This window comes from Maribacter taeanensis (genome assembly GCF_047345145.1).
GTDB lineage: Bacteria > Bacteroidota > Bacteroidia > Flavobacteriales > Flavobacteriaceae > Maribacter_C.
In genome coordinates, this window is sequence record NZ_JBLFER010000001.1 from 952,164 (window position 1) to 970,252 (window position 18,089).

Here is an 18,089-nt window from a genome sequence, read left to right on the forward strand (position 1 = left end):
GTCTTCTGACTGATGCTTTTTTTGTTATCTACCTTTTTGGTATTTGGAGGAAATATCCTATTTTAGAGTAAACTACTTATATACTAATGGTTCAGCTAAAGCCCAAAAAAGGAAAACTTCTCATTGCAGAACCCGCATTAACGGGAGATGTATCTTTCAATAGGTCGGTTGTTCTTTTGGCCGAGCATAATGAAGAAGGTTCGGTAGGTTTCATTTTAAACAAGCCTTTAGAGTATAACATTAGTGATTTGGTGACTGAAATTGTTTTACCCTTTCAAGTATACAATGGCGGACCAGTTGAACAAGACAATTTATATTTCATTCACAAAGTGCCACATCTTATTGGCAATAGTATCGAGATATCAAACGGAATTTATTGGGGGGGGGATTTTGAAAAGACCATACAGCTCATAAATGAAAAAACCATTTCAGAAGAAGATATTCGCTTCTTCTTAGGGTATTCAGGTTGGTCTTCTCTGCAATTAGACGAAGAACTCACTTCAAAGTCTTGGATTGTCGTTAAGAATGAATACGCAACTGAAATTATCAGAAAATCTTCAGATGCCTTCTGGAAAGAAAAAATGCTTGAATTGGGAGGCGATTATTTAATATGGTCTAATGCCCCGGAAAATCCTAGTTTGAACTAAGACAATCTTGCTACGGCGTTTAATTTGCCAATCAAATCTTTAGCTACCACATTGGTAAATTCTTTTTTTCTATATTTTGTTATGGAACGAATCCCGATAATGCTATTTGTCAAAAAAAGTTCATCCGCCTTTTGAAGATCGAATGGAGAAATGGAAGTTTCCTCAAGATTGTAATCTTCTAACTTACCCAGCAGACCAATTAGTTTTTTGCGTAGTATTCCATTAAGACATCCATCTCTTAAAGGAGGGGTTACGATGGTGTTTCCTTTTACCAGGAAAATATTCCCATTCAAAAACTCTACTACCTGCTTATTATGATTTAGAAGGATACAATTATCATAATCATTTTCCTTGGCAAACACACTTCCAACTACATTTATGATTTTATTATTCGTCTTTAGGTTGGACATCAGATCAGCATTCACATAGAAATCTTTGAACAATTCCACCTCATATCTTTCTTCTTCCAGAGCATAAAAATCTGAAGACAAGACGTTTGCCTCAATACAGTATGTAACTTCATTAGTTTCCGGAAGGTACAAGCCTCCATTATTTCTAAAAACAGTCAACCGAATTCTCGCCGTGGATTTTGACAGTCCATTTGAGGCAACAGTTTTTAGTATTTCTGCTTCAAGAAATTCCATTGTGAAATTCATGGGAATTTCCATCCGCAGAATTCGCATAGATGCCATTAGTCTCAGATAATGCTCTTCCCAAAAGAAAATTTTATCAGAAGAAACGCGTATGGCCTCAAACAAAGAATCTCCATAACGCAAACCTCGATTCTGATGGTTGAGGTAGTTCTCACTTTCAGGGAGTAGCTGCCCATTAAAATTGACACTTTTAATCATACACAGTCATAAAAAAAGCCTCGAAAAAATCAAGACTTAAATATATAGTATTTGGAATATTAAATTTATTTGGACCCCAATTGTTGTTTTAGGTCACCAACTTGATTCGTCCAAAGCATTTTTGCCTCTTCAACTTCATCTTCTTCGGCGAAATCAGTAATAAAAAGAGAAACATCTTTTGTTATTTCATCAACGATAATTTTCATTTCGAAATAGCTGTCATCTTCGCTTTCTTCCCATGCAAATTTTACAAAATCATCACTCTTCTTTTTGAGGAGCTTTGCTTCTTCCTCAGCACCATCCCAGATGAACGTAAACTTCTCTCCCCGGGAATTCACATCGTCAGCAAACCACTCTGAAAGTCCTGATGGGGTTGCCAAATACTGATATAGCATTTGGGGAGAAGACTGTATAACAAACTCTATTTGAAATTTAATTTTTTCGCTCATTCTAGTTAATGTATGTAGTGGCAATATATATATTTATAAATGATAAAAGAAATCAATCAAGAAGAATATTTTTAGCGAACTAAAGTTGATGAAGAAATAATTAAACTTTATATTTGCAGCCGTTAAAAAACCATGCCTAGAGCAGGCAGGTACCTTTGGCGAGGTAGCTCAGCTGGTTAGAGCGTCGGATTCATAACCCGGAGGCCGTGAGTTCAAGTCTCACTCTCGCTACTATAAAAACCCTTTCAAAAAATTGAAAGGGTTTTTTGTTTTCTTCAATGGTCAATCACTCCTAGTGTGAATCAAATTAAAAAGAGATTCGGATACCTTTTAGATTTGTTATCTTTCATTACTCTTTAAACCAACATCAAAAATGAAAAAGATACTACTACCGCTTTCAATATATCTATTGTTTTTCACCCTATCTGTAAAAGCGCAAAATGAATCTAATAACAAGTATCAAGATTTAGTAAGGCTTTTTAAGGAATGGCGTTCTTTCGAAACACCTCCAATAAAAGATGGAACTCCTGATTATACGGCAGAAACATTTGAACAGCGTTGGCCAAAATTTAAAGCATTACAGAAACAGTTAAAGGCGATTGATACGACGAATTGGGCAATTGAGAATCAGGTAGATTGGATGGTTGTCTGGGCTGAGATGAATGGTTATGATTTCAACCATCGAATTCTAAAACCCTGGACGCGCGATCCTGCATATTACAAAAGTGTTTGGACAAGTAGAAGCGATGTTCCAGCACATGAGGGGCCTACCAATCATGCAACGACGGAATTATGGACCTATTCCTTCCCATTGTCGAAAGAGGAAAAGAAAAGACTGTTGGCGGACTTAGCAGTTATTCCTTCTTTAACGACTCAGGCAAAGTTAAACCTGACCGGTAATGCCAGGGAATTATGGATAGCGGGAATCCGTGATATCGAAAGACAAAGCACTGTGCTGAGGAATTTCAAGGAAAAAGAAGAAATCAAAAATGATAAGAAAATTATCACTGCGATCAATATAGCAATGGAAGCGACTGATAATTTGGTGTCTTGGTTAAAGACAGAAGGAAAAAATAAGACGGGTCCTTCTGGAATCGGTAAGGAAAACTATACTTGGTATTTGCAAAATGTACATCTAGTTCCTTTGACTTGGGATGATGAGGTATTGCTTTTAAAAAGAGAGCTCTCCCGTGCTTGGACTGCCTTAAAATTGGAAGAGCATCGAAATCGAAAACTCCCTGAACTGCTTGACGCCGATTCACCTGAAGCCTATGATAAGATGGCTGACAATGCTGCAAAAAGTCTCATGGATTTCTTGGACCAACAGGAAATCGTGACCGTAAAACCCTATTTTGAACCTGCGCTACGGGAGCATTTAGGAGAATACATTCCCAGAGAAAAACGCAACTTCTTTTACATAGGAGAGCATTATGACCCTAGACCTTTGTACTCTCATTTTTATCATTGGTTCGAATTGGCTCGAATGGATCTTGAACCTCACAAAAGTGAAATAAGAAGGGGACCACTACTCTATAATATTTTTGATTCACGAAATGAAGGAACGGCAACCGCAGTTGAAGAGATGTTTTTGCAAGCAGGTTTATACGATGACAGTCCCAGAAGCAAAGAAATCGTCTATATCATGATTGCACAGCGAGCGGCCAGGGGGTTAGGTTCACTCTATGCGCATGCCAACGAAATGACTATGGAAGAAGCAGGAAGTATCCACTCGGAATATACTCCGCGCGGCTGGATGAAAACTGAAAAGGAACTATTGATTTTTGAACAGCATCTCTACTTGCGTCAACCCGGTTATGGCACTAGTTACATCACAGGGAAATATTTATTGGAAAATGCAATGGCGGAATACGCTAAAATGAAAGAGTCTCAAGATAAAGATTTTGCTTCACGAGAGTTTTTTGACACCTTAAATAGCATCGGGAATATTCCAATTTCTTTAGGGCATTGGCAAATGACCGGAAGCAATGCTCATCTTGCGTATCTTAAAAACTAAAAGCTTGATATAATGATAGGTACAATCTTAAAATATTGCTAAGAATTGGTTTGGAAACAAAAACCGATGTAAATATTTAGTATTTTTAATTCAAAGACCAACATCATGAAAAAGACTATTTTTATATTGTTACTCGTTTCTGGCTCATTGACCTTTGCTCAGCAATCACCAAATGAATCGAAGCTGAGTTTGAATATGCATCCTTTTGAACTAGAAGACTTTAAGTCAATTACTAATCCACTGAGCGAATTCCAAATAAAGCCAAACAAGGGGTTTCTAAAACCGTCAGACAACATGCCGATTTTTGAACCTAAAGGAAAGTTCTTTTTAGAAATTTATAAAGTAGAGGAGAATATCGACCATAAAATCAAAATTTTTGAGTTTGAGCAGTCAAAGTACAACTCGAGAAATCTTGGTTAACGCTTAAACCATCTCTAAAAAATCGTCTTCAGAAATAATCTGCACTCCTAAGGTCTCCGCTTTAGTCCGTTTGCTTGGACCCATGTTATCTCCCGCTACTAAAAACGATGTCTTTGAAGATACCGAAGAACCTACTTTGCCCCCATTATCTTCAATCAACTTTTTCAATTCATTTCGACTCACTTTCTCAAACACACCGGATACCACAAAAGTCTGTCCTTTCAGTTTCTCAGTCTGATTCTCTAGTTTCTCTGCGGATAATTCAAATTGTACTCCATAACTTTTTAATCGGGATATAATCTCCTTATTATTTTCGTTCTGAAAAAACTCAACAACACTTTGCGCAATACGTTCCCCAATTTCATCAACTGCTACAAGCTCTTCCTCTGACGCATCCATAAGAGTATCAATATTCTTGTAGGCTTTGGCTAATTTCTTAGCAACAGTTTCTCCCACAAAGCGAATTCCTAAAGCAAACATCACCCGCTCAAAGGGAATCTTCACAGATTCCGCAACGCCATTCACTAAATTTTCTGCTGACTTCTCAGCCATCCGCTCCAAAGGCATTACTTGCTCTTTTGTTAAGTTATAAAGGTCAGCGTAGTTTGTAATCAATCCTTCCTGAAAAAGAAGCGTTACGGTTTCACTCCCCATACCTTCAATATCCATAGCCTTACGGGAAATATAATGCTGAATTCGTCCTGTGATTTGAACTGGACAACCATAGTAATTTGTGCAATAGTGTTTTGCATCACCTTCTGTGCGAACTAGCTCGGTATGGCATTCGGGACAATGGTCAATATACTTTGTTGGCTCAGAATTTTGTGGACGTTTACTAAAATCTACACCGATAATCTTTGGAATAATCTCTCCTCCTTTTTCAACAAAAACAGTATCTCCTTCCCGAATATCGAATTTGGCGATTTGGTCAGCATTATGTAATGAAGCTCTTTTTACCGTTGTGCCAGCTAAAAGAACAGGTTCTAAATTGGCAACTGGAGTAATCGCACCTGTTCGCCCAACTTGATAGATAATCTCATTCAAAACCGTAGAAACCTGCTCCGCTTTGAATTTATAAGCCATTGCCCAACGAGGTGATTTTGAAGTATGCCCCAATTCATCTTGTTGTTGTAAACTATTCACTTTTATTACTACCCCATCCGTTTCGTAAGGAAGGTCATGTCGGTGCACATCCCAGTATTCAACAAACTCCATGACTTCCTCAGTTGTATTACAAAGCTTTGCTACAGTTGGGACTTTAAATCCCCAATCACGGGCTTTATCAAGCATTTGCCATTGCGATGTGATTCCCGTATTCTCACCAACAATTCCGTATAACAAACAATCTAAAGGACGTTTGGCAACTGCAGCGCTGTCCTGTAATTTCAGACTTCCTGAAGCCGTATTCCTTGGATTCATATACGGCTCTTCTCCGTTTGCAACTCGTTCCGCATTCATTTTGGCAAACCCCTCAAAAGGCAAAACAATCTCTCCCCGGATATCAAATTTTGGAGGGTAATCTCCTTTTAACTGCAAGGGGACAGAATTGATAGTTTTGATATTCGTGGTAACATTATCTCCCTGAAATCCATCACCTCTTGTAACCGCTCTCACTAACTGACCTCCTTCATAGGTAAGACTAATAGAAGCACCATCGTACTTTAACTCACAAGTAAATTCCACTTCAACATCGCCTAAACCTCTTTGAATTCGTTTTTCCCAATCTTCTAAATCTTCTTTGGAATACGAATTATCTAAGGAATACATTCGTTGGTCATGGGCAACCGTCTCGAAATTTTTGGTCACCATGCCCCCTACTCGTAAAGTTGGGGAAGTCGGGTCATGAAACTCGGGATGTTTTTCTTCCAAATTTTGTAACTCCTTTAGCTTCATATCAAAATCGTAATCTGATATAGTGGGCTTATCTAGAACATAATAGTTATGATTATGCTCACGGAGTTCTGTTCTTAGGGATTCAATTTGTTGTTTTATTTCCATTTAAATCTGTTCTTCTTTATAAACTAGGAGGAGTTTTGAAATAACCATTCTGCATGACCCACCCCGCCTTCGGCACCCCTCCTAGGAGGGGATACTAAACCTGTTCTTTTTTAATCCATTTGGGAACGGGCAATGGTTTGTAATTTTCCATTTGAGTCAATAAACCATCTATGGTATCGTCTACCAAAATCATATCGTAATTTTCTTTTTTCACAAAACCTTGGTCAACCATTTTGGCTAACATATTCATCAGCTCTGTGTAAAATCCGTTTGTATTTAATATTCCGATAGGGTATTGATGTAATCCCAATTGTGCCCAAGTCAGCATTTCGAAAAATTCTTCTAAAGTCCCGTAACCTCCAGCAAACATAATAATACCATCAGAAAGGTCATGCATTTTCAACTTGCGCTCATGCATGTCTTGGGTTACAATTAACTCGGTTAATCCCATATGAAACACCTCTCGGATTTTTAGAAAATCAGGAATTACTCCGATTACTTTTCCATCAGCTTCTAAAGCTCCTTGGGCGATTGAACCCATGACACCGATTTTGGCTCCCCCGTAAACCAACGTGATTTCTTGTTCGGCTAGGGTTTTGCCTAGGCTATATCCTTGCCGAATATATTCAGGGTTCGTTCCTTCACTGCTTCCGCAGAATACTACAATGCTATTCATAAGTTATTCGGTTATGATATCTTTTACGGCTGTCCCCGTTATTTTAATTTTTCCACCAAAGGGAAGTGCCTCTGCTTGGTATATGGTACGAGCAGGTCTTTTGCCTTCTGCAAAAAGCTGCATAAAAATCGTGTTTACTGTCGGCAAATCTTTTAAATCGTCGAATGCGATGTCAACAAAAACAACATCATCCTTTTCAAAACCAGCATTTGCCAAAGCAGCAAAAAAATTAGCGAAAGCGAGTTTGGTCTCCCTATGAACGGGACCTTCAACATAATTTCCGCTTGAGTTGACCGCTAGTTGTCCACTAACGAAACACATATTGTTGACCACCACGGCATGACTTATCGGATTGCTCCAGTTGGGCAAACCTTCCCCTTCAACAATATATTTTTTAGCTGACATTACTTTCTATTTAATCTTAGCAATTCTTAAAACCTAAACCTACTTCAACTCACCTACTACTATGCAGCATCGCCTTCAGCATTCGGTCATTGCCAAACATATCTTTTCGGAGTTCAATTTCAGAAAAATTATGGTTTTTAAGAAGCTGTTCGGTTTCTTTTCCAAAATATTGATTGATTTCAAAAAAGAGCAAACCATTTTCTTTCAGATTTTTGACCGCAAACGCTGTAATTCCCTTATAAAACACCAAAGGGTTTTCATCGGAAACAAACAAGGCCAAATCAGGCTCGTGTTCCAAAACATTAGTCTGCATTTCTTTCTTCTCCAATTCTCTCACATATGGCGGATTGGAAACGATAATATCAAAGTTCGTGTCCATTGATTCCAACGCTAAAATATCATCTTTTAAAAAGTCAATATCAACATTATTCAACTTAGCATTTTTTTGCGCTACTTCTAAGGCTTCCGCCGAAACATCCAAGGCATACACTTTTGCCTTAGGAAGGTTCTTCGCCAATGAAATGGCAATACAGCCGCTTCCCGTACCAACATCAAGTATTTTTAGCGTATTTCTACTTCGTACCTCGTACTTTGTACTATGTACTTCTTCAATTATCCAATGTACTAACTCTTCAGTTTCAGGTCTTGGTATTAGCACATTCGAAGTAACCTCAAAATCCATATCCATGAAATGAGTTGTTCCGATGATATGCTGAATGGGCTCTTGCAATTTTAACCTACTGAGGGCTTCAAAAAGCGGTGTTTCTTCTTCCTTAGAAATTATCAAATTCGGTTCCATAGCCAATACAAAACGTTCTAGTTCTAATTGATCTTCAATCAACATATAAAAGAAACTATCCACTTCTTCCTTGGGATAAAGTGTATCGAGTTCTGTATGGAATATATTTTTTATTTCCCGAAGAAGCATTCTTTAAATAGTAATCAGTCTGATGTAAAAGTTCGCAGAAAAAAGTCGATTTTTGTGAGGTGAAGATACACCAAAAATACATGTTGCGCTGTATTGAAATCGCTCAAAACGGATTGGGAAGCACGGCTCCAAATCCGATGGTGGGAGCGGTTATCGTTAACAATGGAATCATTATTGGTGAAGGTTTTACGAGTCCGTATGGTGGACCTCATGCTGAAGTCAATGCAATTCAATCTGTTCTAGATACTTCCCTTTTAAAAGAAGCTACTTTGTATGTTACCCTAGAACCTTGTTCACATTTTGGCAAAACACCACCTTGTGCCGATTTAATCATCAAACATAAAATTCAGAGCGTAGTAATTGGTATTCTCGACCCCCATGATAAAGTGGCCGGAAAAGGAATTCAAAAATTAAAAGATGCGGGCTGCAATGTTACCACGGGAGTTTTAGAGCAAGAATGTCGCAAACATCACAAACGCTTTTTGACTTTTCATAAGAAAAAACGCCCCTATATCATATTAAAGTGGGCTGAGACCTTAGATGGCTTCATCGCCCCGGAAAAAGAAAAACGAAATGACAAACTCCAGCCCTATTGGATTACAAGCCCCAACTCACTCCAAATGGTGCATCAATGGCGTGCTGAAGAACAAACCATTTTAGTGGGAACAAATACGGTTCTAGAAGACAACCCTAAGTTAGATGTGCGTCATTGGGAAGGTGAAAGTCCGTCTCGGATAGTTCTAGACCGTAATTTAAAAATCAGAGGGGATTATCATGTTTTAGACGGAAGTATTCCTACCGTAATTCTAACCGAGGTGACCGACACGTCTAAGCACCTCGAAGGCATTACATATAAATTAATAGATTTCAAAAAAGATATAGGACTGCAAATCGCTACTACCTTATGGGAAGAGAATTTCAATAGTGTTTTAATTGAAGGTGGCTCAAAAACACTACAAACCTTTATTGATGCAGGTCTATGGGATGAAGCAAGGGTTTTTACAGGGAATACAAACTTCAAAAAAGGAATAAAAGCTCCAGAATTTTCAGGAAAACTTATCAGCTCTAGAAAAATAGAACGTGACCATCTAAAAATCTACCGAAATGATTAAAAACATCATCTTCGACTTCGGGGATATTTTTATCAATCTGGATAAGGAAATTATTTTTCGAGAGATTGAACGCTTTGGAGGAAATCCTATTTTGAGTCCTGAAATGTATCAACTCAATGCACTTTACGAAACCGGACAAATATCTTCAGAGAAATTCATTTTAGATTTGGCTCAAGTTTACCCCAAGGCAACACCTGATGAAATCATAAAAATTTGGAATGATATGCTCTTAGATTTTCCTGATAAAAGGTTAGAATTTTTAGAGGAGTTTGCGCAAAAAAACACCCATTACCTATTTCTTCTCAGCAATACCAATGCCTTACATATTGAAGAAGTAAAGAAAAAAATGGGAGCCGAAAAGTTTAATAGGTTTCGAAACTCCTTTGAAAAATTCTATTTATCGCATGAGATTCATTTGAGAAAGCCGAATGCTGATATCTACAATTTTGTACTTCAAGAAAATAAATTGCAAGCAGAAGAAACTCTCTTTATAGATGACACCAAAGAAAATACAGATGCTGCTGAAAAGCTTGGTATCAAATGCTGGAATCTTCAAGTAGGCAAGGAAGATATCATCAATTTAAAAACTAGATTATAGTATGCTCGACCTCGCCTTAAGTGTTCTTTTTTCGAGTTTAATCTTTGTGATTTTCAAGCTTTTTGCCGTTTATAAAATTGAAACCCTTTACGCCATAATAACAAACTATGTGGTGGCCTGTACCGTTGGCCTACTTTTTTATGAAGGAGCTTCTAGCATAGTTGAAATTCCAGAAAAACCATGGTTCTGGGGAACCTTTGCTTTAGGTCTCCTTTTTATTATTGTTTTCAATCTAATGGCTGCGACCTCCCAGCGTTTAGGAGTTTCTGTCGCTTCGGTAGCAACAAAAATGTCTTTGGTGATTCCTGTTTTAGTTGGCGTCTTTCTTTATAAAGAAGAACTAGACACTATTAAAATATTAGGAATTCTTCTGGCCTTGGCCGCCGTTTACTTTGCATCGGTTAAAGAGAAGTCGGTCGCTTTTAAAAGTACTTCCCTCCTATTGCCATTTTTGACTTTTATGGGTTCTGGACTAATTGATGCATCGCTTGGCTATTTTCAAAAGGAATTTATTGCTCCCTCAGAATTACCCTTATTTTCAGCTACTGTTTTTGCTTGTGCTGCTTTCATTGGAATCCTATTTATTGTGTTTAAATCCTTTAAAGCATCATTAAAAATTAATCTCCGAAATGTTTTAGGAGGAATTTGTCTAGGCATTCCGAATTACTTTTCGATTTTCTTTTTACTCCGAGCGCTTCAAAATGATGATTTAAATAGTGCCTCCATATTTACGATTAACAATGTTGCCATTGTGATGTTTTCAACCTTGCTCGGTATCCTATTGTTCAAGGAAAAAATTAGCCTTAAGAATTGGGGAGGCATCGGGTTGGCAATTCTAAGTATAATTTTAGTTGCGCTATTTTGATGGACAAGTTTTCAGATACATATCGCACACTTTCAAAACCTTCAGAAGAAATCCTGTTTAAGGAAAAGAAAAGTAAATTCTTCGGATATGCTTTTCCTATTCAAAACGAGGATGAAGTAAAACCGATTATTGATTCCCTCAGAAAAAAACACCACACCGCAGGGCATGTGTGTTATGCCTGGCAACTAGGAACCGAGCAGATACGGTACCGCGCAAATGACGATGGAGAACCGAACAACTCCGCAGGGCTTCCTATTTACGGACAAATACAAGCTTTTAATGTGACCAATGTTCTAGTTGCGGTAGCTCGAATTTTTGGAGGAACCAAGCTAGGCGTAGGTGGGCTAATAAGTGCATACCGGACAGGAGCACAACTGGCTTTGGAACACTCAGAGATCATTGAAAAGACACTTGAAAAGCAATTTGAACTCTCCTTTGGGTATGATAACATGGACAAAGTTATGCGAGTTATAAAACAAAAAAGATTTACTATCTCATCTCAGCAATTAGAAATGCATTGCATATTAATCGTATCCGTTAGAAAAAATGAAGCAAATAGCTTTCCGAATTTCTTTGAAGGATTGCACAAGGTAAAAGTTAAAGAAATCGATTAAGACTGATTTTCAGCAATTGTGTCTAGCAAATATTGTGGACATCTTACTGGTCGATTTCGCTTCATATCCATAAAAGCCAGAACTACCGTTGCATCCGCTAAAATTTCGTGTGCCTCGTTATAAATTTCAAAGTCAAATTCTATTTTTACAGAGGGTGTTTTTTTAAGAATCGTTTTAACGGTAATCAGGTCATCGTAAACCGCTGGTTTTTTATAATTTACATGAAGTGAAATGACTGGCAACATAATACCGTTTTCTTCCATGGTTTTGTAGGAAATTCCCATTTCTCGTAGCCATTCTACCCTGCCCATCTCCATATATTGTGCGTAGTTGCCGTGATAGACAACTCCCATTTGGTCGGTTTCGCCATATCTGACTCGAAAAGAAATTTCGTTAAAATTCATGCTTTATCTGATAAAAAATGATACATTTAAAGAGGTCGTGAAATGGGCTCGTGAACATGAGAAAAAAAAAGCGAAAATTCAATACCATTTCATTTTTTTTTTAGCTTTTTTGTTCACATATTTGCTCAACCAGAAAATGAGGTTCGCTCCAACCAACTTTTCAACCTACTAGACGAATCACTAACCAACAAATAAGAGAAGTTTTAGAATGAGTGTAACTGCTAATTCCGTTTGGAACAATTGTTTGGCGTTTATCAAAGATAACATCCAACCGCAGGCATTCAAAACATGGTTTGAACCTATAAAGCCAATTAAACTCTCAGAGAATGCGTTGAGCATTCAGGTACCTAGCAAATTTTTTTATGAGTGGCTTGAAGAGCATTATGTGAAATTGCTTAAAGTTGCCCTTACCAAAGAGTTGGGTGAAACGGCTAAATTGGTCTACATCATTCGTATGGAGAACACCTATGGTAACAAAGAACCTTTTACCGAAAAGATTCCGAGTTCCAATAGAGGCAACTTGTTTCCTCAAGAAATGGATGTACCTATTAAATCTAAGAATCCAGAATTGCGTAATCCTTTTGTGATTCCAGGTATTCGAAATATTAAGATTGAATCTCAGTTAAATCCGAATTACAATTTTGATAATTTCCTAGAAGGAGATTCCAACCGCTTGGCACGTTCTGCTGGAATGGCGGTTGCCAACAAACCTGGAGGTACTTCTTTCAACCCACTTCTAGTATTCGGTGGTGTTGGTTTGGGAAAAACACATTTGGCCCACGCTATCGGTGTTGAGATAAAAGATAAATATCCTGAAAGAACTGTTCTTTATATTTCTGCGGAAAAGTTTACGCAGCAGTATATTGAATCTGTAAAGAAAAATACGCGGAACGATTTTATTCATTTCTATCAGTTGATTGATGTTTTGATTATTGATGATGTTCAATTTCTTTCAGGAAAATCAGGAACTCAAGACGTATTCTTCCATATTTTCAATCATTTGCACCAAAACGGAAAGCAAGTTATCCTGACTTCCGATAAGGCTCCGGTTGATATGCAAGATATTGAGCAACGTCTATTGTCTCGTTTCAAATGGGGATTATCCGCAGAATTGCAAAACCCTGATTACGAAACAAGAATTTCCATTTTAAAGAACAAACTGTATCGTGACGGTGTTGAGATGCCTGAGGATATAATTGAATATGTTGCCAAACACATTAAGACAAATATTCGTGAGTTAGAAGGTGCAATTATTTCCTTAATTGCTCAGTCTTCTTTCAATAAGAAGGAAGTTACTCTGGAATTAGCCCAACAAGTAGTTGAGAAATTTGTCAAGAATACCAAACGTGAAGTTTCTATCGATTACATTCAAAAAGTAGTTTCAGACTATTTCGAAATGGATGTAGCTACATTACAATCAAAGACGAGAAAAAGACATATCGTTCAGGCCCGCCAATTGGCAATGTTCTTCGCGAAGAAATTTACGAAAGCATCTTTGGCGAGTATTGGCTCTCAAATTGGAAAAAGAGATCATGCTACGGTATTACACGCTTGTAAGACCGTTGATAATCTTGCGGAAACTGATAAGCAGTTCCGTAAGTACATTGAAGATCTTACCAAAAAATTCTCCTAATCAAATATGATTACTAAGGTTTTAATGGTTTGCCTCGGAAATATCTGTAGGTCACCATTGGCCGAAGGTATTTTACAAAGTAAAGTTGACCCTGAAAAAGTTTTTGTCGATTCCGCAGGAACTACAGGTTATCATATTGGTAATGAACCTGATAGAAGAAGTATTGCAGTAGCCAGAAAATACGACCTTGATATTTCAAAGCAATGCTGTCGTAAATTCGGAGCCCAAGATTTTACAGACTTTGATAGGATTTATGTTATGGACCAAAGCAATTATGAAAATGTAATAGCCCAATCAAAGAACGAACTAGAAAAAACGAAAGTAAAACTCTTATTAAGCGAGGGCGATTCTGATATAGTAGAAGTACCAGACCCATATTATGGCGGAGAAGATGGATTTGAATCTGTTTTTCAAATGATTGACCATGCCTGTGAGGCAATTGCAGCGGAATTGAATACAAAATAGATGTATGGCAAACGAAACAAAGCAAAAAGGCAAACTGTATTTAATTCCAACTACTTTGGGTGACACAGCTCCTTTGGAAGTGCTACCTATTTCCATAAAAAGAGCTATCGAAAATATTGATTACTACATCGTAGAAAACGAAAAGACAGCTCGAAAGTCTATAAAAAAAATCAGTTCGGGTAAATCGCAGCCAAGTCTACATATTGAAATACTCAACAAATACACCGAACCACAATCTATTCCTGGTTTTTTACAACCTTGCTTAGACGGTCATGATATTGGTATTCTTTCAGAAGCAGGTTGTCCGGGTATTGCTGACCCAGGGGCTGATGTTGTGAAAATTGCGCACGAAAAAGATATTCAAGTAGTTCCTTTGGTAGGTCCCTCGTCTATTTTTCTGGCCTTAATGGCAAGTGGAATGAATGGTCAGAGTTTTTCTTTTAAAGGCTACTTACCAATTGATTCTAATGACCGAAAGAAAGCCATCAAACAAATGGAAAGAATTTCCATAGATCAAAAACAGACCCAAATATGTATTGAGACTCCATATCGAAATGACAAATTATTGGCAGAAATGCTAAAAACTCTTTCAAATCAAACCTTGCTTTGCGTGGCTTGTGATATCACGCTTCCCACTGAATACATTGCAACAAAAACAGTTTCAGACTGGAAAAAAACTCCTCTAGATCTACACAAAAGACCAGCTATATTTATTGTACAAGGATAAAGGTATTGCCTGGAATCTAAAGGCTGACTTTGTTTGAATGAATTTTTAATATCTTCAGCGATAGGGAAAATAAAAATTCACACCGTGTTGGTATAAAAAATAAGCCCCAACGTTTCCGCTGAGGCCTACCATCTTCATATATACATAGTATTTTAAATCTTTGAAACTTTCGGATTTCGCTTGGCTAAAACATCAGAAACATCATAACCTGAAAATTTCTTGATATACTTGGCAATACTAGTTCCGTAAGCATCTTTTACATCATATCTTCCATAAGAACGCAGGTACTTTTTCACATTACCAGCTCCTGCCAAATGTGCCGCAGCCAACATACCAGATTCAGTAACTTTAGTACCTTTAATTCGTTTTCCATCAAAACGTTTAATGTCTCTTCTTAGAATCCATTTGTTTCGCGCGATGTTTGTCTTAAAAACCTCTTCTTGTAAGGCAGGGTCATTTAAGAAACTAGTCGCATCATAAACTCCCATCAATTGAAGGGTACCGATTCCGAATTGATATTTCCCTAAATACCCTAGAGTATTTATCGAAAAGTAATCTCCGCTAGATTCTTTAAAAGCTAACGCTTCTTTAAAACCAATATAAGAGCTTCCTAAAAAAGGAGGAGCGACAATAGCGGTACTAAAAACAGCTTCGTTTTTGGGAAACAAAACTTCAGTAGGTTCAGTTACTTTAAGAGCTTCAGGGACTTTTACTTCTTTAGGCATAAAAGCCAAACTCACTAAAATACTGGTAATAATTAGGGGACTCGTAAAACGCATCCACTTATTCATCACATATGGTTTCTTAAGACTTACAGCAGATATGGGGCTTGCTTAAATTTCTCTTGACAAAGGTATTACGGTATGAAGCTATCTTTTGACAAGGCTTTGTTAAAAAAGCTTAAATTTAGTTGAGAGGTCTTAAAATTCAGATAAGTTGCTTATCTATTGATATTTTGAGAATTTATCCATCGGATGTATTGCACCTTATTTTGGTTATGTTGCGCCCCAGTTTTTGCGAATTTGTGGTATCCGAAATTCTCGACATTGGCCACCATATAGATATAATCGTGCTTTTCGGCATTCAACACTGCGTCCACCGCAGAAATATCGGGCATCGTTATGGGCCCAGGAGGAACTCCTCTATACTTATAGGTATTATAAGGAGAATCAAGCTCCAAGTCAGCGTACAAAACTCTTTTGATAACAAGATCAAAGTTATTTTGATGTTTTTTCATGGCGTAAATTACTGTAGGATCCGCTTGAAGTAGCATTCCCTTTCTTATTCTATTGAGATATAAACCAGCCACCCGTGGTCGTTCGTCAATTTTCGCTGTTTCTTTGTGAACTATTGCAGCTAATGACACAACTTCAGCCGGATCTAGATTTAAGGCTTTGGCCTTGCCCCTGCGATCATCGTTCCAAAATCGATGATACTCTTTGAGCATTCGATCTCTGAACTTTGTAGCTGAGGTATTCCAAAAAAATTCGTAGCTATTGGGAATATACATCGTCATTTGCGTTTCCGAATTAAATCCATTTTCCCTTAAAAATTCTTCATCTTGAAATGCATTTAGCAAAGTCAAACTATCTGGTTCGATTTGGCTAGCAATTCTTCCGGCTAAATTTGCTAACCTTTCTTGATTGTTAAAAGCAACTTTTACTGGAATATTCTTACTTCGAAGAGAATTCACAATATCATTATTGTTCATTCCTTTTCTGATGCTATATTTACCTGCTTTGATATTGCTCGAATACCCTTTTTTATTAGCAATTTGAACAAAAGTATCCATATCTTCCAATAAGGGCTCTAAAGAATTTTTCACATCTTCAAAAGTATCTTCAGAACCAATATAAATAGAGGCTTCATCATTATTAAAAACCGTATTCGGATTAAAAATGGCTCCATATACATTGTAAGCAAAAATTCCACCGGCAACGAGACCAGCCAAAACTATTATCAGTAAAATTCTTTTGATATACATTACTTCTTTATTTTTTGGAATAAAATCTCATTTTTATAAACACCCTCAGTAAAAATCCAGTCTTTTTTGACTCCGACGCGTTCAAAACCTAATTTTTCAAAAACATGAATGCTAATGTCATTACTTTCAGAAACGTTAACAAATAGCTGTCTTAAATTTAAGACAGAAAAAGCGTAATCACATAAAAGATCTATAGCCTCGACACCTACACCCTTATTCCTATTGCTTGAATCTTGGATTACGATTCCCAATCCCGCACGATTATTTTTAGGGTCAAAATCGAACAAATCGATAAGTCCCAATACAGAATCCTTGAGATCACAGATACATAACCTCAGTTGCTTAACATCGTAAATATCACGATGTGCATTATCTAGGTACAATTGTAAAACGTTTTTAGAATACGGAGTTGTGGTTCCGCTTATTTCCCAAATAGATGTGTTATTCTCCAATTCATAAAGAAAGTCCAAATCCTTAGGTTCTAAAGCTCTCAAATAGATTTGCTCTCCTCTAAGTTTCAACATTCTATTTCTCCTTTAAATACTTGTTCTGCAGGGCCAACTAAGTGTACTTCTGTATATCCGTTCGTGGTATCAAAATGAACTGAAAGTGATCCACCTTCAGTCTCAATTTCGATCTGGTTTTGTTGTGTTTTTCCAGCATTATGCATGGCAATAGCTACCGCCGTAACTCCCGTTCCACAAGACAATGTTTCTCCTTCCACTCCCCTTTCATAAGTTCTTACAGAAAATGTGGTTGCTGTTTGTTGTTCTACAAAATTGATATTACTCCCACTTTGTCCATAAACACCATATCTCAATTTGGCACCTTCCTTTTGAACATCAAAATCTTTCAAATTCTTCACCAATTGCACATGATGAGGAGAACCGGTATCTAAAAAATAAGAATTCGGTTTCTCAATGATTTCAGTGACATCCATCATTTGGAGACTTACAATTCCATTTTCAATTGATGCTGAATGCTTTCCATCAACTGCATTAAAGTAACAGGTATCTTCAATTAATCCTAAGAATTTAGCATATGCAACCAAGCACCTTCCCCCATTGCCACACATTGTACTAGGGTTTCCATCTGAATTATAATAGACCATTTTAAAATCAAGTTCAGTATCATTTTCTAACAAAATCAATCCGTCAGCACCTACTCCAAACTTTCGGTCACATATTGAAGCTACGAGCTCTGTATTTTCCTTTGGAAAAATCAAGCTCCGATTATCAATCATAACAAAGTCATTACCTGTACCTTGATATTTAAAAAATGTAATTTGCATAAGCTATA

The 18,089-nt window shown here is 37.2% G+C and carries 21 protein-coding genes and 1 tRNA gene; 11 read left to right on the top strand and 11 right to left on the bottom strand.

Features of this window, described 5'->3' with window-relative positions:
- Positions 1-86 precede the first annotated feature (86 nt).
- Positions 87-647: a YqgE/AlgH family protein gene (locus ACKWCD_RS04195; protein WP_413982680.1), complete on the top strand. Its 561-nt coding sequence runs from the start codon at positions 87-89 to the stop codon at positions 645-647.
- Here ACKWCD_RS04195 and ACKWCD_RS04200 read toward each other — a convergent pair.
- Entirely contained in the window at positions 644-1,498 is an 855-nt protein-coding gene (locus ACKWCD_RS04200; RefSeq protein WP_413982681.1) for an aminotransferase class IV, read from the bottom strand. The two genes, ACKWCD_RS04195 and ACKWCD_RS04200, sit on opposite strands and share 4 nt — an antisense overlap.
- 65 nt (positions 1,499-1,563) lie before the next feature.
- Positions 1,564-1,947 carry an START-like domain-containing protein gene (locus ACKWCD_RS04205; protein ID WP_413982682.1) on the bottom strand — a complete coding sequence of 128 codons (384 nt, stop codon included), beginning with the start codon at positions 1,945-1,947 and terminating at the stop codon, positions 1,564-1,566.
- A 157-nt stretch (positions 1,948-2,104) separates the two neighbouring features.
- Here ACKWCD_RS04205 and ACKWCD_RS04210 point away from each other — a divergent pair.
- The 3 genes from ACKWCD_RS04210 to ACKWCD_RS04220 all read left to right on the top strand — a co-directional run bounded on the left by ACKWCD_RS04210 (position 2,105) and on the right by ACKWCD_RS04220 (position 4,381).
- A tRNA-Met gene (locus ACKWCD_RS04210) sits at positions 2,105-2,178 on the top strand.
- A 142-nt stretch (positions 2,179-2,320) separates the two neighbouring features.
- Positions 2,321-3,961 carry a hypothetical protein gene (locus tag ACKWCD_RS04215; RefSeq protein WP_413982683.1) on the top strand — a complete coding sequence of 547 codons (1,641 nt, stop codon included), beginning with the start codon at positions 2,321-2,323 and terminating at the stop codon, positions 3,959-3,961.
- 105 nt (positions 3,962-4,066) lie between these two features.
- A complete protein-coding gene (locus ACKWCD_RS04220; protein WP_413982684.1) occupies positions 4,067-4,381 on the top strand; it encodes a hypothetical protein in 315 nt (104 codons plus the stop codon).
- A gap of 3 nt (positions 4,382-4,384) precedes the next feature.
- On the opposite strand, the gene ligA is transcribed toward ACKWCD_RS04220, so the two are convergent.
- The 4 genes from ligA to prmC all read right to left on the bottom strand — a co-directional run bounded on the left by ligA (position 4,385) and on the right by prmC (position 8,388).
- Positions 4,385-6,379 (bottom strand): NAD-dependent DNA ligase LigA, encoded by a 1,995-nt coding sequence (gene ligA / locus ACKWCD_RS04225; RefSeq protein ID WP_413982685.1) that lies wholly within the window; start codon positions 6,377-6,379, stop codon positions 4,385-4,387.
- 94 nt (positions 6,380-6,473) lie between these two features.
- On the bottom strand, positions 6,474-7,055 hold the full coding sequence (locus ACKWCD_RS04230) for an LOG family protein (RefSeq protein ID WP_413982686.1): 582 nt from the start codon (positions 7,053-7,055) through the stop codon (positions 6,474-6,476).
- Between the two features lie 3 nt (positions 7,056-7,058).
- Positions 7,059-7,460 (bottom strand): Rid family hydrolase, encoded by a 402-nt coding sequence (locus ACKWCD_RS04235; protein WP_413982687.1) that lies wholly within the window; start codon positions 7,458-7,460, stop codon positions 7,059-7,061.
- Between the two features lie 49 nt (positions 7,461-7,509).
- The gene (gene prmC / locus ACKWCD_RS04240; RefSeq protein WP_413982688.1) at positions 7,510-8,388 is read right to left on the bottom strand and encodes a peptide chain release factor N(5)-glutamine methyltransferase; all 879 of its coding nucleotides are present in this window, start codon (positions 8,386-8,388) and stop codon (positions 7,510-7,512) included.
- Between the two features lie 59 nt (positions 8,389-8,447).
- Here prmC and ribD point away from each other — a divergent pair, with 59 nt between their 5' ends.
- The 4 genes from ribD to ACKWCD_RS04260 are packed head-to-tail and all read left to right on the top strand — an operon-like array spanning position 8,448 to position 11,577.
- Positions 8,448-9,500, top strand: a complete 1,053-nt coding sequence (ribD, locus tag ACKWCD_RS04245) for a bifunctional diaminohydroxyphosphoribosylaminopyrimidine deaminase/5-amino-6-(5-phosphoribosylamino)uracil reductase RibD (RefSeq protein WP_413982689.1) — start codon at positions 8,448-8,450, stop codon at positions 9,498-9,500.
- The gene (locus tag ACKWCD_RS04250) at positions 9,493-10,098 is read left to right on the top strand and encodes an HAD family hydrolase (RefSeq protein ID WP_413982690.1); all 606 of its coding nucleotides are present in this window, start codon (positions 9,493-9,495) and stop codon (positions 10,096-10,098) included. Before ribD ends, ACKWCD_RS04250 begins: the two co-directional genes overlap by 8 nt.
- A gap of 1 nt (position 10,099) precedes the next feature.
- Positions 10,100-10,963, top strand: coding sequence for an EamA family transporter (locus ACKWCD_RS04255; protein ID WP_413982691.1), 864 nt, complete (start codon positions 10,100-10,102; stop codon positions 10,961-10,963).
- On the top strand, positions 10,963-11,577 hold the full coding sequence (locus ACKWCD_RS04260) for an IMPACT family protein (RefSeq protein WP_413982692.1): 615 nt from the start codon (positions 10,963-10,965) through the stop codon (positions 11,575-11,577). The genes ACKWCD_RS04255 and ACKWCD_RS04260 overlap by 1 nt, the downstream gene beginning before the upstream one ends.
- On the opposite strand, the gene ACKWCD_RS04265 is transcribed toward ACKWCD_RS04260, so the two are convergent.
- A complete protein-coding gene (locus ACKWCD_RS04265) occupies positions 11,574-11,981 on the bottom strand; it encodes an acyl-CoA thioesterase (RefSeq protein WP_413982693.1) in 408 nt (135 codons plus the stop codon). The genes ACKWCD_RS04260 and ACKWCD_RS04265 overlap by 4 nt on opposite strands.
- Positions 11,982-12,189: 208 nt before the next feature.
- Here ACKWCD_RS04265 and dnaA point away from each other — a divergent pair, with 208 nt between their 5' ends.
- Genes dnaA through ACKWCD_RS04280 form a run of 3 tightly spaced genes read left to right on the top strand, consistent with a single transcriptional unit; the run spans position 12,190 to position 14,806 of the window.
- The gene (gene dnaA / locus ACKWCD_RS04270; protein WP_138659248.1) at positions 12,190-13,614 is read left to right on the top strand and encodes a chromosomal replication initiator protein DnaA; all 1,425 of its coding nucleotides are present in this window, start codon (positions 12,190-12,192) and stop codon (positions 13,612-13,614) included.
- Between the two features lie 6 nt (positions 13,615-13,620).
- Positions 13,621-14,079, top strand: coding sequence for a low molecular weight protein-tyrosine-phosphatase (locus tag ACKWCD_RS04275; RefSeq protein WP_413982694.1), 459 nt, complete (start codon positions 13,621-13,623; stop codon positions 14,077-14,079).
- Positions 14,080-14,083: 4 nt separating this feature from the next.
- Positions 14,084-14,806: an SAM-dependent methyltransferase gene (locus tag ACKWCD_RS04280; RefSeq protein ID WP_413982695.1), complete on the top strand. Its 723-nt coding sequence runs from the start codon at positions 14,084-14,086 to the stop codon at positions 14,804-14,806.
- A 152-nt stretch (positions 14,807-14,958) separates the two neighbouring features.
- Here ACKWCD_RS04280 and ACKWCD_RS04285 read toward each other — a convergent pair whose 3' ends face one another.
- From ACKWCD_RS04285 to dapF, 4 genes are all read right to left on the bottom strand, one after another.
- The gene (locus ACKWCD_RS04285; RefSeq protein WP_413982696.1) at positions 14,959-15,597 is read right to left on the bottom strand and encodes a lysozyme family protein; all 639 of its coding nucleotides are present in this window, start codon (positions 15,595-15,597) and stop codon (positions 14,959-14,961) included.
- 149 nt (positions 15,598-15,746) lie between these two features.
- Complete coding sequence (gene mltG / locus ACKWCD_RS04290) at positions 15,747-16,790, bottom strand: endolytic transglycosylase MltG (RefSeq protein ID WP_413982697.1); 1,044 nt, start codon at positions 16,788-16,790, stop codon at positions 15,747-15,749.
- On the bottom strand, positions 16,790-17,314 hold the full coding sequence (locus ACKWCD_RS04295) for a GNAT family N-acetyltransferase (RefSeq protein WP_413982698.1): 525 nt from the start codon (positions 17,312-17,314) through the stop codon (positions 16,790-16,792). Before ACKWCD_RS04295 ends, mltG begins: the two co-directional genes overlap by 1 nt.
- The gene (gene dapF, locus ACKWCD_RS04300) at positions 17,308-18,081 is read right to left on the bottom strand and encodes a diaminopimelate epimerase (protein ID WP_413982699.1); all 774 of its coding nucleotides are present in this window, start codon (positions 18,079-18,081) and stop codon (positions 17,308-17,310) included. The genes ACKWCD_RS04295 and dapF overlap by 7 nt, the downstream gene beginning before the upstream one ends.
- Between the last annotated feature and the right edge of the window lie 8 nt (positions 18,082-18,089).

Excerpts from the sequence above, each read along its gene's own strand:
- ACKWCD_RS04195 (WP_413982680.1), top strand. The coding sequence starts at position 87 with ATGGTTCAGCTAAAGCCCAAAAAAGGAAAACTTCTCATTGCAGAACCC.
- ACKWCD_RS04200 (WP_413982681.1), bottom strand. The coding sequence starts at position 1,498 with ATGATTAAAAGTGTCAATTTTAATGGGCAGCTACTCCCTGAAAGTGAG.
- ACKWCD_RS04205 (WP_413982682.1), bottom strand. The coding sequence starts at position 1,947 with ATGAGCGAAAAAATTAAATTTCAAATAGAGTTTGTTATACAGTCTTCT.
- ACKWCD_RS04215 (WP_413982683.1), top strand. The coding sequence starts at position 2,321 with ATGAAAAAGATACTACTACCGCTTTCAATATATCTATTGTTTTTCACC.
- ACKWCD_RS04220 (WP_413982684.1), top strand. The coding sequence starts at position 4,067 with ATGAAAAAGACTATTTTTATATTGTTACTCGTTTCTGGCTCATTGACC.
- ligA (WP_413982685.1), bottom strand. The coding sequence starts at position 6,379 with ATGGAAATAAAACAACAAATTGAATCCCTAAGAACAGAACTCCGTGAG.
- ACKWCD_RS04230 (WP_413982686.1), bottom strand. The coding sequence starts at position 7,055 with ATGAATAGCATTGTAGTATTCTGCGGAAGCAGTGAAGGAACGAACCCT.
- ACKWCD_RS04235 (WP_413982687.1), bottom strand. The coding sequence starts at position 7,460 with ATGTCAGCTAAAAAATATATTGTTGAAGGGGAAGGTTTGCCCAACTGG.
- prmC (WP_413982688.1), bottom strand. The coding sequence starts at position 8,388 with ATGCTTCTTCGGGAAATAAAAAATATATTCCATACAGAACTCGATACA.
- ACKWCD_RS04250 (WP_413982690.1), top strand. The coding sequence starts at position 9,493 with ATGATTAAAAACATCATCTTCGACTTCGGGGATATTTTTATCAATCTG.
- ACKWCD_RS04255 (WP_413982691.1), top strand. The coding sequence starts at position 10,100 with ATGCTCGACCTCGCCTTAAGTGTTCTTTTTTCGAGTTTAATCTTTGTG.
- ACKWCD_RS04260 (WP_413982692.1), top strand. The coding sequence starts at position 10,963 with ATGGACAAGTTTTCAGATACATATCGCACACTTTCAAAACCTTCAGAA.
- ACKWCD_RS04265 (WP_413982693.1), bottom strand. The coding sequence starts at position 11,981 with ATGAATTTTAACGAAATTTCTTTTCGAGTCAGATATGGCGAAACCGAC.
- dnaA (WP_138659248.1), top strand. The coding sequence starts at position 12,190 with ATGAGTGTAACTGCTAATTCCGTTTGGAACAATTGTTTGGCGTTTATC.
- ACKWCD_RS04275 (WP_413982694.1), top strand. The coding sequence starts at position 13,621 with ATGATTACTAAGGTTTTAATGGTTTGCCTCGGAAATATCTGTAGGTCA.
- ACKWCD_RS04280 (WP_413982695.1), top strand. The coding sequence starts at position 14,084 with ATGGCAAACGAAACAAAGCAAAAAGGCAAACTGTATTTAATTCCAACT.
- ACKWCD_RS04285 (WP_413982696.1), bottom strand. The coding sequence starts at position 15,597 with ATGAATAAGTGGATGCGTTTTACGAGTCCCCTAATTATTACCAGTATT.
- mltG (WP_413982697.1), bottom strand. The coding sequence starts at position 16,790 with ATGTATATCAAAAGAATTTTACTGATAATAGTTTTGGCTGGTCTCGTT.
- ACKWCD_RS04295 (WP_413982698.1), bottom strand. The coding sequence starts at position 17,314 with ATGTTGAAACTTAGAGGAGAGCAAATCTATTTGAGAGCTTTAGAACCT.
- dapF (WP_413982699.1), bottom strand. The coding sequence starts at position 18,081 with ATGCAAATTACATTTTTTAAATATCAAGGTACAGGTAATGACTTTGTT.